The following is a 15,838-nucleotide window of genomic DNA, read 5'->3' as shown; positions in this document are numbered from 1 at the left end:
CAGACATGACGGAACTTCCCTCCTCTGCAAAGGCGGTCATCATCGGTGGCGGCATCATCGGCTGTTCGACGGCCTATCATCTGGCCAAAATGGGCTGGACCGACACGGTTCTGCTGGAACGCAAAAAACTGACCTCGGGCACCACGTTTCACGCGGCGGGGCTGGTCGGGCAATTGCGGTCGAACGCCAACATCACCCAGTTGTTGGGCTACTCGGTAGACCTGTACAAGAAGCTGGAAGAGGAAACCGGCCTTGGCACAGGCTGGAAGATGAATGGCGGGTTGCGGCTGGCCTGTAACGAGGAACGCTGGACCGAAGTCAAACGACAGGCCACAACGGCGCATTCCTTTGGCCTGGACATGCAACTTCTGACACCGAAAGAGGCGCAGGATCTGTGGCCTCTGATGGATATCGGTGATGTGATTGGCGCAGCCTTCCTGCCGACAGACGGTCAGGCAAACCCTTCCGACATCACACAGGCACTGGCCAAGGGCGCGCGCATGGCGGGTGCGAAGATTTTCGAAGATACCAAGGTCACCGATCTTGAGATCGAAAACGGCAAAATCCGCGCCGTCATCACCGAGCATGGCCGTATCGAATGTGAAAAGGTGATTGTCTGCGCCGGGCAATGGACCCGCGATTTCGCCGCCAAATTCGGGGTGAACGTTCCGCTGGTGCCGATGGAGCATCAATACATGGTCACCGAACCCTTTGGTGTCCCGGGCGACCTGCCGACGCTGCGAGACCCCGACCGGCTGACCTATTACAAGGAAGAGGTCGGCGGGCTGGTCATGGGCGGGTACGAACCCAACCCGATCCCCTGGGCTGTAAATGGCATACCCAAAGGCTTCCACTACACGCTGCTCGACAGCAATTTCGACCACTTCGAGCAGATCATGGAACTGTCGCTAGGTCGCGTTCCCGCATTGGAAACCGCCGGGATCAAAACGCTTACCAATGGCCCCGAGAGCTTTACCCCTGACGGCAATTTCATCATGGGCGAAGCGCCCGAGCTGAAGAACTTTTTCGTCGGCGCGGGTTTCAACGCATTCGGCATCGCGTCGGGCGGCGGCGCAGGCATGGTGCTGGCGGAATGGGCCGCCAAAGGTGAGCCTCCCTTTGACCTCTGGTCTGCCGACATCCGCCGCTTTGGCCGCCCGCATTTTGATACCGACTGGGTGCGCACCCGCACGGTCGAAGCCTATGGCAAACACTACACCATGGCCTGGCCGCATGAAGAACACGACTCAGGCCGTCCCTGCCGGAAATCGCCGCTCTACGACACGCTCAAGGATCAGGGCGCATGCTTTGGTGAAAAGCTGGGCTGGGAACGCCCGAACTGGTACGCGGACGCATCGCTGGGCGAGACCGCAAAGGACGAATACAGCTTTGGCCGCCAGAACTGGTTTGCAGCCGTCGGGCGCGAACACAAAGCGGCGCGCGAGGCAGCGGTGCTGTTCGACCAGACATCTTTCGCCAAGTTTGCCCTGAAAGGCCCGGACGCACTCGCCGCGATGAACTGGATCTGCGCCAATGACGTGGACAAACCTGTGGGGGCGCTGGTCTATACCCAGATGCTGAACGACAAAGGGGGCATCGAAGGTGATCTCACTGTCGGCCGCGTCGCGCATGACGAGTTCTACATCGTCACCGGCACCGGCTATGCCACCCATGATTTCGACTGGATCAGCCGCAACATCCCCGAAGGCATGAACTGCCAGCTATTTGATATCACATCCTCCAATGCCGTTCTGTCGCTGATGGGGCCGAAAGCGCGCGATATCCTGTCCGAAGTCACCCGCGACGATGTTTCGAACGAAGGGTTCAAATTCGGCACTATCCGCACCATCGGAATCGCCGGTTGCCCGGTCAAGGCGCTGCGTGTGACCTATGTGGGCGAGTTGGGATGGGAACTGCATCTGCCGGTGGAATACGCCCAGACCGTCTATGCCGCTTTGATGCAGGCTGGCAAGGCGCATGGGTTGGTCAATGCCGGATACCGTGCCATTGAATCCCTGCGCTTGGAAAAGGGCTATCGCGCTTGGGGGTCGGATATCGGTGCCGATCACACACCGTTCGAAAGCGGGCTGGGCTGGGCCGTGAAACTACGCAAGGATATCGACTTTAAAGGCCGGGCCGCTGCTGAACGGCAAAAGGCCAAAGGCGTCAAAAAGATGCTGGCCTGTTTCACGGTCGACCCTGATGTGGTTCTGCTGGGCCGCGAGACCATCTATCGCAACGGTGAACGCGTTGGTTGGCTGACCTCGGGTGGTTATGGCTATACCGTTGGTCAGTCCATTGGCTACGGCTATGTTCGCAATCCGGACTGCGTGACGGCAGACTACGTTCTGTCCGGCAAATATGAGCTTGAGGTCGCAACGGAACGCGTATCCGCAAAGGTCCATCTGGAGCCGCTATACGACCCCAAAATGCAGCGTGTAAAAGCCTGACATCCCTGAACGGTTGGCAACCGGGCGCGACGATCCGTCGGCCCGGTTGCAATCACATTCAGCCAGCCACGACCTGCTGCTTTTGAACCCCCAGTCCTTCGATGCCCAATTCCATCACATCGCCCGGTTTAAGGTAGGTCGGCGGGTTCTGCCCCATACCCACGCCGGGTGGCGTCCCGGTCGAGATCACGTCGCCCGGCTGCAAAGACATGAACTGCGACAGATGGGAAATCACCGTCGCCACGTCAAAATACATCGTTTGGGTCGAGCCGTCCTGATAGCGGTGCCCGTTCACTTCAAGATACATGGAAAGGTTCTGAGGGTCGGCGATTTCATCGCGCGTCACCAGCCATGGCCCGATCGGGCCGAAGGTATCCGCAGATTTGCCTTTCACCCATTGGCCCGAGCGATGCAACTGAAAGTCACGCTCGGACAGGTCATTGATCACGCAATACCCTGCCACATGGTCCAGCGCTTCGGCCTCGGACACATACTTGGCCTCTTTTCCGATCACGACACCCAGTTCAACCTCCCAATCGGTTTTGCCCGATCCACGGGGGATTTCCACGGTGTCATCCGGTCCGATGATTGCTGAAGTTGCCTTGAAAAAGATCACCGGTTCTTCCGGCAATTCCATCCCGGATTCCGCAGCGTGGTCCGCGTAATTCAGGCCAATGCAAATGAACTTGCCAACATGCCCTACACACGGGCCAAGGCGGGGGGAACCTTCGACCATGGGCAGGTTCGCCGGATCAAGTGCCCTCAGCCGTTCCAGCGCAGCGTCACTCAGAGCGTCGCCGGACAGATCCTCGATATGCCCGGACAGATCACGAAGGCTCCCATCCTCGGCAAGCAGGCCGGGCCTTTCCTGCCCCGCAGGGCCATAGCGTAACAGTTTCATAACTTCTTTCCCTTGCTTCAGATGGTCCAGCCACCGTCGATGGCCATGGCCTGACCGGTCGTGTACCGGCTTTCGTTACTGGCCAGATAGAGCGCCAGATCGGCAATTTCCCCGGCCGTTCCGATGCGCCCCATGGGCTGGCGAGCAACAAAATCCCGCATCGCCTTGTCGTAGTCGCCGGTTGCGCGCAGCCTGTCATGCAGGCTGGGGCTGTCCACTGTGCCGGGACAGATCGCATTGCACCGTATGCCCTGTTCGACGAAATCCGCCGCGATCGCCTTGGTCAAACCGATTACCGCCGCCTTTGAGGCACAATAGGCGAACCGGTTCGGCACACCCTTTATCGAGGAAGCCACCGAAGACATATTGATGATGGAGCCCCCGCTCCGCTCCAGCATCCCCGGAAGCGTCAATTTGCACAGGCGATACATTGCCTTGACGTTCAGATCGAAACTGAAATCCCAATCGCTTTCGTCACACTCCAGAATGCTGCCACCCGCCACATATCCGGCACAGTTGAACAACACATCCAGCGGTCCAATCTCCACCATTGCACGCGAAACCGCATCAGTATCAGTCACGTCAAGCTGCCGCGCCGTTATTCCGTTCAGCGCGTCCAGTTCCTCAAGCACGGTCGCGTTGATATCGCTGGCGATCACTTCGGCGCCCTGTGCGGCGAACAATTCAGCGGTCGCGCGCCCGATGCCCTGACCCGCCGCAGTGATCAGACACCGCTTTCCGGCCAAACGTCCATTGTCGATTGTCACCTCGATCTCCTTAACTCTCGTATTCCGGAATAATGTCTGTTGGCATGTCCTGATAGCAGACAGGGCGCAGAAACCGCCGGATGGACAGCGTCCCGACCGAGGTTGCGCCGAAATTGGTGGAGGCCGGATAAGGGCCGCCATGCACCATCGCGTCGCAAACCTCGACCCCGGTAGGGAAACCATTGGCGATCAGGCGACCTGCCTTGCGCTCCAGCACCGGTAACAGCTGCGCGGCGCGGTCGCGATCCGCAGCCTCCATGTGCAGGGTACAGGTGAGTTGCCCGTCAAGGGTGCGCGCCACCTGCATCATCTGGTCGAAGTCGGAAACTGTGACCAAAAGACCAAGGGGGCCAAAAACCTCATGATGCAGGTCGGGATTGGTCAGCCAGTCCGCACCCGAAACGGAATACAATGCTGGGGCCACCGCCCGCTCGGAACAGGATGGGTTCAGAAGAGGCGTTACATTCGCCTGCTGCGCCATCTGGTCCGCACCCGCCTCATAGGCCGCAGCAATGCCTTGCGTCAGCATGGTCTGTGGCCCGGTCTGCTGCAACGCGTGACGCGCAGCATCGGCAAAACGCTCGGCATCCGGCCCGGCCATGGCAACAGCGACACCCGGATTGGTGCAGAACTGCCCCACACCCATGGTCAGGGACCCTGCCCAGCCTTCACCCAAGGCCTCGGCCTTTGCTGACAAGGCTTCGGGCAGCAGGAACATGGGATTGATCGACCCCAGCTCGCCAAAGAACGGGATCGGTTCGGGCCGTTGCGCACACAGGTCAAACAGGGCGCGTCCGCCGCGCAATGATCCGGTAAAGCCCACGGCGCGGATCAGGGGGTGCTGGACCAACCGTTCCCCGACTTCGCGCGCACCGCCCTGCACCAGCGAAAAGATACCGGGATGCAGGTCAAGCGCAGTCAGGGCTGCGTGGATCGCCTGAGCGACGATCTCGCCGGTTCCGGGATGGGCCTCGTGCCCTTTGACGACCACCGGACAACCCGCGGCAAGGGCGGCCGCCGTGTCGCCACCCGCAACCGAGAAGGCCAGCGGGAAATTCGACGCGCCGAACACCGCCACGGGACCGATGGGACGCTGCACCAGACGCAGATCGGACCGTGGCAGGGGTGCGCGGTCAGGCAAGGCCGCGTCGTGGCGCACATCAAGATAGTCGCCCCGTTCGATATGATCGGCAAAAAGGCGCAGCTGGCCGGTGGTGCGTCCACGTTCGCCGACAAGACGCGCCTCGGGCAATCCGGTTTCCTGACACCCGATTTCGGTGATCGCATCACCACGCGCATCAATTTCATCCGCGATGCGCCGCAGCAGGGCCGCACGACTGGCCCGCGAGGACCAGCCGAAGCTGGCAAAAGCCGTCTCAGCCCCGTCGACTGCGCGGTCCACAAGCTCTGCATTACCCATGCAGAATGTGTGTGATGGACCCTTGGCCGGGTCAGAATCGAAACTGTCGTTGCCGCCAACCCAATGGCCGGCAATCAGATGGTGTCCTGTCAGCATGTTTTGCCTATCCTGCATTCATAAAAGGCCGCGCGCGGCCAGATTTCGCATCAGCGCGGTCGCGCCAAAACTCCACTCGGGGCATTCGGTAGACAACCGGACGGTATTGACCAGTTGCCCAAGTTCGGGACAGGCCACTTTCACCACATCGCCCAGCTTGTGCGTGAACCCCTGCCCCGGCGTGTCGCGATCCTGTGTCGGCGCAAACAGCGTGCCAAGAAACAGCATTAGACCATCCGGATACTGATGATGGCGCCCGATAGTCTGCCTAACCAGATCAGCGGGGTCGCGGCTGATCTGCGCCATCGATGAGCTTCCGTTCAGCACGTATCCGTCCTCGCCAATGACTGTCAGGGTCAGTTCGGCCTTTCGTACATGGTCCAGTGTGAAGCTGTCATCGAACAGCCGGATCATCGGTCCGATCGCGCAGGATGCGTTGTTATCCTTGGCCTTGCCCAGCAAAAGCGCCGAGCGACCCTCGACATCGCGCAGATTGACGTCGTTGCCCAACGCCGCACCCTGAATTCGCCCGCCCGAGTTCACAGCCAGCACAACCTCGGGTTCGGGGTTGTTCCATGTCGAGATCGGATGCAGACCCACATCAGCGCCGAACCCGACCGAGGACAATACCTGCGCCTTGGTGAACACCTCGGCATCAGGTCCGATGCCGACCTCCAGATACTGGCTCCATAATCCTTCGTCGATCAGTGCCCGTTTCACCTCGGCGGCCTTTTCGGATCCGGGAACGATATTCGACAGGCTTTCACCGATCCGTGTGCCGATCCTCTCGCGGATACTGTGGGCACGATCCGGGTCGCCCGCCGCCTGTTCTTCAATCACGCGCTCGACCATTGATCCGGCAAAGGTCACGCCGCAGGCCTTGATCGCCTGAAAGTCACATGGGGCCAGCCAACGATGATCCCCGTTCAGCGGCCATTGATACTTACCGGGGGCGCTGCGTACATATTCGGCGGCGTCCTCGCGTTCGAGAATATCACGGACAGTCGGTGCCGCCCGATCAGTGATATTCACCAGATGGTTTTCGCGCAGGGTTACGACACAAGGTCCGATGCCCGGGACGTCAATTCGGCCCAACCACAGGCCGGCGGGGTCCAGATCAGGGGTCATGTCACTCTCTCAACAGATAAGCGCGGGTCGCGTTGCCGCCAAGGACGGCGTCCCGCTCTGGCCCGGAAAGTTCGGCTAGCAGGGTTTCAGTGGTCTCAATCCAGCGGTCATATGACCCTGCCAGCGTACAGACCGGCCAGTCACTGCCCCAAATCAGGCGATCCGGTCCAAAGCAGTCCAGCAGATGACTGACATAAGGTTTCAGGTCCTCGACCAACCAATCCGCTGCCGCCTCGGTCATCAGGCCGGACAGTTTACAATAGGCACCTGTCTCACGCGCCAGCGCCGATATATCCAGCGCCCATCCATCAATCAGCTGATCCCGGATTGCCGGCTTTGAGCCATGATCAATCACAACGCGCATTTCAGGATGCCGATGCAACAGGGTCAGCAGGTTCGGCAGGTGCCTCGGCAATGTCAGGGCCTCGAATGTCAGGTCCTGCGCCAACATTGTCTGGAATGCGGGCGTCAGCGTCTCGCCTAACATCCAGTCAGGGTCGGGTATATCCTGAATCATCGGCCGCAACCCGACCAGTGCGGGATGCCGGGCAAGGTCAACGATCCGTTCCGGCGCGTCGGGGGCTGAAAAATCGATCCATCCGACCACCCCCCTGATAAACGGATTGCTATCGGCAAGGTTCAGCATGAACCGGGTCTCAGCTTCCGTGGGCGCTGCCTGAACCAGAATAGTGCCGCTGATATCATGTGTCTGCAAAAGCGGTTCCAGATCGTGCGGACCGAAATCCCGGTGGATCGGCCCCAGATCTGGCGTAAGCCAGCCGTAATCGCCCCGCTTCAAAGCCCAGAAATGCTGATGCGCGTCGATCCGGCTCATCCAATCACGCCCTTTGTCAGAATGATGTTGCCGTACAATCTGCGCTCTCCGGTTTGCACAACGACAAAGGATTGCGCGGCACGTTCGTAGAAATCGAAACGTTCCAGCCCGGCAGCTTGCGCGGGATTATCTGCAACCGAATTTATGATGGTCTGAAAATCGGCCACCGCTTCGGGGATTTCATCCGCGTTGCCGACCACCTGCATCGTCAGCGCCGGGTCCTCAGCAAATGTATCCAGCGGCATCACCGACAACACCGCGCGCAGCATTTCGCTGGCAGAAGAGCCATCAGCCCGGACACAAGGCGGGCCAAGACTTTCACCGGGAAAGTTGGCATCAGCGATGACGATCATGTCCCCGTGCCCCATTGCCCGCAGGGCATGCAGAAGGTCGGGCGACAGGATCGGGTCGATGTTACGCAGCATGCGCACCCTCCGTCGGCAAAGGCGCATCGTATCGGATCAGCCCTTCATTGCGCAGGTCCGACCATAGCGCCGTGGGTATCGGGCGTTCAAGCAAAGCGACATTGGCCTGAACTTCGGCTGCGTTAACCGCACCGGGGACAACCGTTTTCACGCAGGGATGCCCCAAAACGAATTGCAGCGCGGCGGCGATCAGCGGAGTTTTATGGGCGGCGCAAACCGCTTCGATCCGCCGGACCCGGTCAAGGATTTCAGGCGGGGCGTCGGCGTAGTTGTATTTCGCACCCGGCACAGCCCCGGTCGCCAGAATGCCCGAATTGTACGGGCCACCCAGAATGATGCCGACATCGCGTTTCACGCATAGGGGCAAAAAACTCTCCAGCGCGTCCTGTTCCAGCAGTGTGTATCGACCGGCCAGCAGGAAACCATCGAAATCACCCAGACCCAGCAGACGTTCGCAGACCTGCCATTCGTTCACACCCGCGCCGATGGCAGCGATTTCTCCGGCAGCGCGCAACTCGGTCAGGGCTCGAAAACCACCGCCGTCAAATAGTTCACGCACCTTGGCATCCGATGCCTCCTGTGACCCCTGGCTGAAGGCGCACACATCATGCACCAGCAGAATGTCTGCCTTTTCAACATCCAGCCGGGCCTTGCTGGCCTCATATGACCGCATTACCCCGTCATATGTATAGTCGAACACGATCCGTTTCTGAGGAACATCGACAAAGGCCTCGGGCGTCACTTCATGCGGTTCGCAATCCAGCAGCAGGCGACCGATCTTGGTCGAAAGCTGGATGTTGGTCCGACCGAACCTGCCGATTGCGGGACCAAACCGCTGCTCTGACCGTCCCAGCCCGTATTGCGGTGCTGTGTCGAAATACCGGATACCGGCGTCAAACGCCGCCTGCAAAGCGGCCTGCGCATCCTTGTCACTGACCTTGCGATACAGGTTCCCAAGCGGCGCCCCACCAAAGCCCATCCGCGTCAGCGGCACAGACCGGGCAGTACGGGCGTTGAGTAGTGCGGTATCGGTTACTTTCATTACTAATCCTCGTCTCAGGAAGAGCTAAACAGTTCGGGGCGTTGCTGCTCAAGCGGCTCAATTCGCGGCAGCAACTGACCCAGATGGCGGCGCATGGCGGCCTGCGCTGCGGCAGGATCACGGCTGCGAATAGCCTCGAGTATGGCGAGGTGCTCTTCATAGGTTTCCACAGCGCGGCCAGGCGTTGGCAGCAGCAGCACCCGCGCACGGCTGACTTGCAGCGAAACCATCCGGGCGACCGCTATCAGACGCGTAAATCCGGTAAATTGCATCAACATCGCGTGGAATTCCTCATCCGCCTGATAAAACCCGGCAAAATCCTGATCTTCGACCAGCAGCCCTTGCAGACGCAGGTTGCGGGTCAGTTGCGCCAATTGCTCATCGGTTCGGTCTTCCGCCACTTTGGCCACGGCAGCCAATTCCAGCGCCTCGCGCAAAAATGCACCTTCGCGGATTTCAGCCATCGAGAAATAGGCAACACGTGTCGCTGATTGGGGAACCACATCCACCAGTCCTTCGGCACTAAGCCGCGCTATCGCTTCAGAGACGGGAGAACGGGATACACCCAGCTGCTCACAGATCGCCCCTTTGCGCAAAACCGTGCCCGGCAGGAATTCCAAAGACAGGATGGCGCCCTTGAGCGACAGGTAAACCCGCTGCGCCAGCGACCCTTCAAGCGCGCTTATCTCTTTCAGTTGGGCTGCATCGATTTCCGTTGGGGCGGTCATTCATTCCTCCGTGTCGACTAACATGTTAGTTGACATGCGTCTCAAGTCAAGCTAGCACATACATCACTCGTAGCGAATTCGGACGCAAGGCAGGAGGAAGCTCAGCGTGGACGCGCAAGCCAGCGATGTTGTTCAGTTGCAGTCACAGGACAATGTGGTCATTGCACTGCGTGATCTGCCTGCCGGGCAGATTGTAGCGGGCCTGAAAGCACCACTGACCTCAGCCGTCACCCGCGGCCACAAGATCGCCAGCAAGCCGATTGCGGCAGGCGCTAACGTTCTTCGCTATGGCCAGATCATCGGCCAGGCCAGAAGCAACATTGCAGTGGGTGATCATGTTCACGTCCAGAATCTGGGCATGGGCGCGCATCAGCAGGATTATGGCTTTGCCAGCCAGAACGATCCTCTACCCGCCATTGGCAGCAATAGGACGTTTCAGGGCTATCACCGCGCCGACGGCAAGGTCGGAACCCGCAATTATGTCGGCATCCTGACTTCGGTGAATTGTGCAGGTTCCGTGGCGCGTTTCATCGCAGAAGCGGCCGAAAAAGCTGGTCTGCTTGACGCCTATCCCAATGTTGACGGGATTGTTCCCATCGTACACGGCACGGGCTGCGGAATGTCCGGCACGGGCGAAGGCTATGACACTTTGTTCCGCACGCTGGCGGGATATGCCCAGCACCCGAATTTCGGAGGCATTCTGCTGATCGGTCTTGGGTGCGAGGTGATGCAGGTGGCGGATCTGGTTGGCGGTCGGCCAATCCGGGCTGACGGCATCCTGCGATACATGACTATCCAGCACGAAGGCGGGACGCGAAAGACCATCGAAAAGGGACTGACCGAACTGCGGGGCATTGCCGAACTGGCCAATCAGGCCAGTCGCGCGCCCGCCCCTGTCAGTGAGATTACCGTCGGGATGCAATGCGGCGGATCGGACGGGTATTCGGGGATCACAGCCAATCCAGCCCTGGGCTGTGCCTCGGACCTTCTGGTGCGCCACGGGGGCACCACGATCTTGTCCGAAACCTCGGAAATCTATGGGGCCGAGCATCTTTTGACCCGGCGTGCCGAGACAATCGAAGTCGGCGAAAAACTGGTCGAGCGGGTGCGCTGGTGGGAAGACTATACCGCTCGAAACGGCGGTGAAATGGACAACAATCCCAGTCCGGGCAACAAGCGCGGCGGCCTCACCACCATTCTGGAAAAATCTCTGGGCGCCGTGGCCAAAGGCGGCAGCGCACCCCTGCGCGATGTCTACAAATTCGGAGAGCTTGTCGACAAAAAGGGTTTCGTCTTCATGGACAGCCCCGGGTTTGACCCGTGCTCGGTCACCGGACAGGTTGCCTCGGGCGCGAACCTGATCGTGTTCACCACCGGACGAGGCTCGGTCTCAGGGTATCAGCCGACACCCTGCATCAAGCTGGCCACAAACTCTGAAATGTATGCGCGCATGTCCGAGGACATGGACCTGAACTGCGGCGACATCGTCACCGACGGTGTCAGCATCGAAGCCAAGGGCGAAGAACTGTTCGAACTGATGATCGACGTTGCCAGCGGCAAGCAGACCAAAAGCGAAGAACTTGGATTTGGCGGGGTCGAATTCGTCCCCTGGCAGATCGGGGCCGTGATGTGATGCGGAAGGATGGCGCAACATGACCGGATCGGGGGAGGAGAAATGACGAAACTGGTCGAAATGACGGGGATCGAAAAGCACTTCCCCGGCGTGCACGCCCTCAAGACCGTGAGGTTCGATCTGGAGCCCGGAGAGGTTCACGCCCTGATGGGTGAAAACGGAGCAGGCAAATCGACGTTGATGAAAATCCTGTCCGGCATCTACCAGCGTGATGCGGGCGAACTGAAGATCGGCGGCCAAAGCGTCGATCCGGACTCTCCGCGCGCCGCGCAGGATCTTGGCATCGGGATCATCCATCAGGAACTCAGCCTGATGAACGATCTGACTGCCGCGCAAAACATCTATATCGGGCGTGAGCCGCGCAAGCGGTTTGGTCGTCTGGACGAAGCCGCGCTGAATGCGCAGGCGGCAGAGGTCTTTGCCTCGATGAATTTGTCGCTGGACCCGAAAACGCTGGTTGGAAACCTGACCATCGCCAAACAGCAGATGATCGAAATCGCAAAAGCACTGTCCTACCGCTCGAAGGTTCTGATCATGGACGAACCCACAGCGGCGCTGAACGATGCCGAGATCGCCGAGTTGTTCGTTATCATCCGGCGCCTCAAGGCCGAAGGCGTGGGCATCGTCTATATCAGCCACAAGATGGACGAGCTCAAACAGATCGCCGACCGTGTGACCGTCATGCGCGATGGGGAATACGTCGGAACGGTCGATGCCGCCGCGACACCCATTTCGCAGATCATCGCCATGATGGTCGGGCGGGAGGTCAAGGAAGAGCCACAGGATATTCCGGACCTGAGCAAAGCCGAAGTATCGCTGGAAGTCGTTGGGCTTAACCGTGGGAGGGAAATTCAGGACGTCAGTTTTTCCGTCCGCAAGGGTGAAATTCTGGGCTTTGCCGGGCTGATGGGCGCGGGCCGGACCGAGGTCGCGCGCGCCATATTCGGGGCTGACGCCAAAGACGCGGGCGAAATTCGCGTGCATGGTCACAGCGTCGGGATTGCATCCCCGGCCGATGCCGTACAGGCGGGGATCGGATACCTTTCCGAAGACCGCAAGCATTTCGGTCTGGCGACCGGCATGAACGTCCGCGACAACATCGCATTGGCCTCGATGAACATGTTTACCCGGCGCGGCGGCGTCCTGAATGACGCCGGTATTTCGCGCACAGCGCAGAACTATATCGCTCAGTTAGGCATTCGCACACCGTCAGACACGCAAGAGGTCAGGCTGCTGTCGGGTGGCAATCAGCAGAAAGTTGTCATCGCCAAATGGCTACTGCGTGACTGCGACATTCTGATTTTCGACGAACCGACGCGCGGGATCGATGTCGGTGCTAAATCCGAAATTTACAAACTTCTCGAAGAACTGGCTGCCGATGGCAAGGCGATCATCGTGATCTCATCGGAACTGCCTGAAATCTTACGGCTGAGCCATCGCATCGCTGTCATGTGCGAAGGGCGCCTGACCGGAATCCTGCCCGGCGGCAAAACGGCCACGCAGGAAGAAATAATGAAACTGGCCACGCAACGCGAAGCGGCAATGCAGGTGTCAGAGCACGCAACGGGGACACATCAATGACCACTGCAACCGACGTGAAGCAAAAAAAGCCGCTGGCTCCGCTGACCGACACGGGCGCCTATCAAAAGCTGCTGGCCTTTGCCAGCCTCATCGCTCTACTGATCGGATTCTCGATAGCGTCGCCCAACTTCATGCAAACCTCGAACATGATCGCCATTTTGCAGGCGACTTCGGTCAATGGGGTGCTTGCCGTGGGCGTGACCCTTGTCATCATTACTGGTGGCATCGATCTGTCGGTGGGCACATTGATGACCTTTTGCGCCGTCATCGCCGGGGTGGTTCTAACCTATCTGGGCATGCCGCTTTTGCTTGGCGTAATTGCGGCCATTGCCGCTGGCGCCTTCTGCGGCCTGTGCTCGGGCACGTTCGTCGCCAAAATGAAGATCCCGCCGTTCATCGCCACGCTCGGCATGATGCTGATCCTCAAGGGTCTGTCGCTGGTGATCTCCGGAACGCGACCGATCTATTTCAATGATACACCCGGCTTTGACCAAATCTCGCGCGGATCGCTGATCGGCGATGTTTTTCCCGGCCTGCCCATCCCGAACGGGGTGCTGATCCTGTTTCTGGTGGCCATTGCCACGTCATACATCCTCAGCCGTACCGTGCTGGGCCGGTACACATTTGCACTGGGATCAAACGAAGAGGCGGTGCGCCTGTCCGGTGTGAACACGGATGCCTGGAAAATGCGGATCTATGCCCTTGCCGGCGGCATCTGCGGGATCGCGGGCGTTCTCATCGCCTCGCGCTTGAACTCGGCCCAGCCCGCTCTGGGGCTTGGGTATGAGTTGGAGGCGATTGCCGCGGTGGTCATCGGCGGCACATCCCTGTCCGGCGGGCGGGGCACCATTCTGGGAACGCTGATCGGCGCCCTGATCATGGCAGTTCTGACCAACGGGCTGCGTGTCCTGTCGGTGGCGCAGGAATGGCAGACGGTGGTGACCGGCGCCATCATCATCCTTGCGGTCTACGCCGATATGGTGCGCCGCGGAAAAACGAGCTGAGGCAACTTCAATACAGGCAAAACCAAAAGAAAATTCAACAGGATAAAGACTCAACAGGAGGAGAAGACATGCTTTCACGCCGCTTAATTCTCGGGGCTCTCAGCGCTGTGGCGCTCAGCGTTCCCGCCACCACTGCCTTTGCCGAGGAAATTTATGTTCCGCTGGTCTCGAAAGGTTTCCAGCACCAGTTCTGGCAGGCGGTGAAGGCCGGTGCGGAACAGGCCGCCACCGAAGAGGGTGTTCGGATCACATTCGAAGGCCCAGACAATGAGACGATGGTGGACAGGCAGATCGACATGCTGGCCGCCGCGCTGGCCAACAAGCCCGCCGCCATCGGATTTGCTGCGCTGGATAGTCAAGCCGCCATCCCCCTGCTGCGTCAGGCGCAAGAGGCAGGCATTCCCGTGATCGCCTTTGACAGTGGCGTCGATAGTGACATCCCCCTAGCTACCGCGACCACCGATAATGTCGCCGCCGCATCGCTGGCGGCCGACAAGATGGCCGAGCTGCTCGGCGGCAGCGGCAAGGTGGCAGTTGTTGCACACGACCAGACCAGCCGGACCGGGATTGACCGCCGCGACGGCTTTGTTAATCGCATTGCAGAGAAATACCCGGATATCGAGGTTGTCACAGTTCAATACGGTCAGGGCGACCACCTGAAATCCACCGAAGTCACCAAGGCCATTCTGACAGCGAACCCAGACCTGAAAGGTATCTTCGGCACCAATGAGGGGTCAGCGATTGGTGTGGTGAACGGTGTGCAGGAACTTGGCACCAAGGATCTGGTGATCATCGGCTATGACTCGGGCAAAGCCCAGAAGGACGCGATCAAAAGCGGCCTGATGGCCGGAGCAATCACTCAGAACCCGGTTGGCATCGGATACGAGACGGTCAAAGCTGCCGTCGCCGCCACCAAGGGTGGAGAGGTTCCGGGACTGATCGATACTGGCTTCTACTACTATGATGCATCCAACATCGACGATCCGGAAATCGCGGCCGTCCTTTACGACTGAGTTAAAGGTAGCACTTTCAAGGCCCGGCGTACCCACGCCGGGCTGAATTTTCCGGGTGATCGTTGTTTTCAGACAAATAAACCTTCCGTCGTCTGAAGACTTATGACTGTTTTGAGCCTCCGGAAAACTGCGAAGAATAGTAATAGGCAATCGCCTGCGCCCGGTTCTTCACCGACAATTTTTCATAGATGTTGGACAAATGAAATTTCACCGTATTGGTCGAGATTTGCAGCTCTTTTGACAGGTCTCGATTTGACATCCCCTTGGCCAGCGCATCCAGAATCGCGCGCTCTTTGCGGGACAGGCTGTGTATGGGATCCTGCTGCATCTTGCGCACGTCGATAAAGGGGAAAACCATTTTGCCCGCTGCCACTTCGGCACAGGTTTCTAACAACCCTTCGACCTCGCCCGAGCGCGCAGCAAACCCGGCAGCACCGGCCTGCATCGCCAATCTGGGAATATCTCCTGCTGTATCGCCATAGACCACGAACCGGGGCGCGTTTTCCTGTTCGCGCAGCACCTCTATCAACTTCGCAGCCCCAAGAACGGGCAGGTTCCAGTCGATGACGGCGATCTTAACGGGCACGCGCACAACCATTCCCAGAAAGCCTTCTGCGGTTGCCGAGGTTGCGACAAGCGAGAATCGGGTGTCGCGTTCAAAGATTTCGGACATTGCCGAGAGCACCAGCGGATTGCTGTCCGCCAGCATGACGTCGATTGCTTCAGTTGTTTTCCCAAGCATATGAAATTGCCTTTGAATTTGGGTTTACCTACCCGTTTTGGTGGTGTGAGTTGCGGTATACGGTGGTATCCTT

At 59.2% G+C, this 15,838-nt stretch carries 14 protein-coding genes; 5 read left to right on the top strand and 9 right to left on the bottom strand.

All coding sequences use genetic code 11. The annotated features are described in order from the left end of the window. Positions 1-5 precede the first annotated feature (5 nt). Entirely contained in the window at positions 6-2,450 is a 2,445-nt protein-coding gene (locus ACR0D6_RS19800) for a GcvT family protein (RefSeq protein WP_480766779.1), read from the top strand. Between the two features lie 58 nt (positions 2,451-2,508). On the opposite strand, the gene ACR0D6_RS19795 is transcribed toward ACR0D6_RS19800, so the two are convergent. Genes ACR0D6_RS19795 through ACR0D6_RS19760 form a run of 8 tightly spaced genes read right to left on the bottom strand, consistent with a single transcriptional unit; the run spans position 2,509 to position 9,792 of the window. Continuing rightward, positions 2,509-3,351, bottom strand: coding sequence for a fumarylacetoacetate hydrolase family protein (locus ACR0D6_RS19795; RefSeq protein ID WP_480766778.1), 843 nt, complete (start codon positions 3,349-3,351; stop codon positions 2,509-2,511). Between the two features lie 17 nt (positions 3,352-3,368). Next, positions 3,369-4,112: an SDR family oxidoreductase gene (locus ACR0D6_RS19790; protein WP_480766888.1), complete on the bottom strand. Its 744-nt coding sequence runs from the start codon at positions 4,110-4,112 to the stop codon at positions 3,369-3,371. 16 nt (positions 4,113-4,128) lie between these two features. After that, positions 4,129-5,634, bottom strand: a complete 1,506-nt coding sequence (locus tag ACR0D6_RS19785; RefSeq protein ID WP_480766777.1) for an aldehyde dehydrogenase (NADP(+)) — start codon at positions 5,632-5,634, stop codon at positions 4,129-4,131. Positions 5,635-5,652: 18 nt separating this feature from the next. Then, positions 5,653-6,762 carry a fumarylacetoacetate hydrolase family protein gene (locus ACR0D6_RS19780; RefSeq protein WP_480766776.1) on the bottom strand — a complete coding sequence of 370 codons (1,110 nt, stop codon included), beginning with the start codon at positions 6,760-6,762 and terminating at the stop codon, positions 5,653-5,655. 1 nt (position 6,763) lies between these two features. Further along, positions 6,764-7,597 (bottom strand): amidohydrolase family protein, encoded by an 834-nt coding sequence (locus tag ACR0D6_RS19775; protein WP_480766775.1) that lies wholly within the window; start codon positions 7,595-7,597, stop codon positions 6,764-6,766. Further along, positions 7,594-8,022 (bottom strand): RbsD/FucU family protein, encoded by a 429-nt coding sequence (locus ACR0D6_RS19770; RefSeq protein WP_480766774.1) that lies wholly within the window; start codon positions 8,020-8,022, stop codon positions 7,594-7,596. The genes ACR0D6_RS19775 and ACR0D6_RS19770 overlap by 4 nt, the downstream gene beginning before the upstream one ends. Then, positions 8,012-9,064, bottom strand: coding sequence for an aldo/keto reductase (locus ACR0D6_RS19765; protein ID WP_480766773.1), 1,053 nt, complete (start codon positions 9,062-9,064; stop codon positions 8,012-8,014). The genes ACR0D6_RS19770 and ACR0D6_RS19765 overlap by 11 nt, the downstream gene beginning before the upstream one ends. 14 nt (positions 9,065-9,078) lie before the next feature. Further along, the gene (locus ACR0D6_RS19760; protein WP_480450569.1) at positions 9,079-9,792 is read right to left on the bottom strand and encodes a GntR family transcriptional regulator; all 714 of its coding nucleotides are present in this window, start codon (positions 9,790-9,792) and stop codon (positions 9,079-9,081) included. Between the two features lie 106 nt (positions 9,793-9,898). Between ACR0D6_RS19760 and ACR0D6_RS19755 the strand changes: the two genes are divergently transcribed. The 4 genes from ACR0D6_RS19755 (at position 9,899) to ACR0D6_RS19740 (ending at position 15,023) form a co-directional block, all read left to right on the top strand. Then, entirely contained in the window at positions 9,899-11,425 is a 1,527-nt protein-coding gene (locus tag ACR0D6_RS19755) for a UxaA family hydrolase (protein WP_480766772.1), read from the top strand. Positions 11,426-11,467: 42 nt separating this feature from the next. Next, complete coding sequence (locus ACR0D6_RS19750; protein ID WP_480766771.1) at positions 11,468-13,006, top strand: sugar ABC transporter ATP-binding protein; 1,539 nt, start codon at positions 11,468-11,470, stop codon at positions 13,004-13,006. Then, positions 13,003-14,010, top strand: coding sequence for an ABC transporter permease (locus ACR0D6_RS19745; RefSeq protein ID WP_170652641.1), 1,008 nt, complete (start codon positions 13,003-13,005; stop codon positions 14,008-14,010). The genes ACR0D6_RS19750 and ACR0D6_RS19745 overlap by 4 nt, the downstream gene beginning before the upstream one ends. A gap of 68 nt (positions 14,011-14,078) precedes the next feature. Continuing rightward, complete coding sequence (locus tag ACR0D6_RS19740) at positions 14,079-15,023, top strand: substrate-binding domain-containing protein (protein WP_480766770.1); 945 nt, start codon at positions 14,079-14,081, stop codon at positions 15,021-15,023. 100 nt (positions 15,024-15,123) lie between these two features. On the opposite strand, the gene ACR0D6_RS19735 is transcribed toward ACR0D6_RS19740, so the two are convergent. After that, a complete protein-coding gene (locus ACR0D6_RS19735; RefSeq protein ID WP_480766769.1) occupies positions 15,124-15,765 on the bottom strand; it encodes a LuxR C-terminal-related transcriptional regulator in 642 nt (213 codons plus the stop codon). Between the last annotated feature and the right edge of the window lie 73 nt (positions 15,766-15,838).

The organism is Ruegeria sp. BJ6, assembly GCF_056537885.1.
This window is presented reverse-complemented; position numbering and strand designations above follow the sequence as displayed.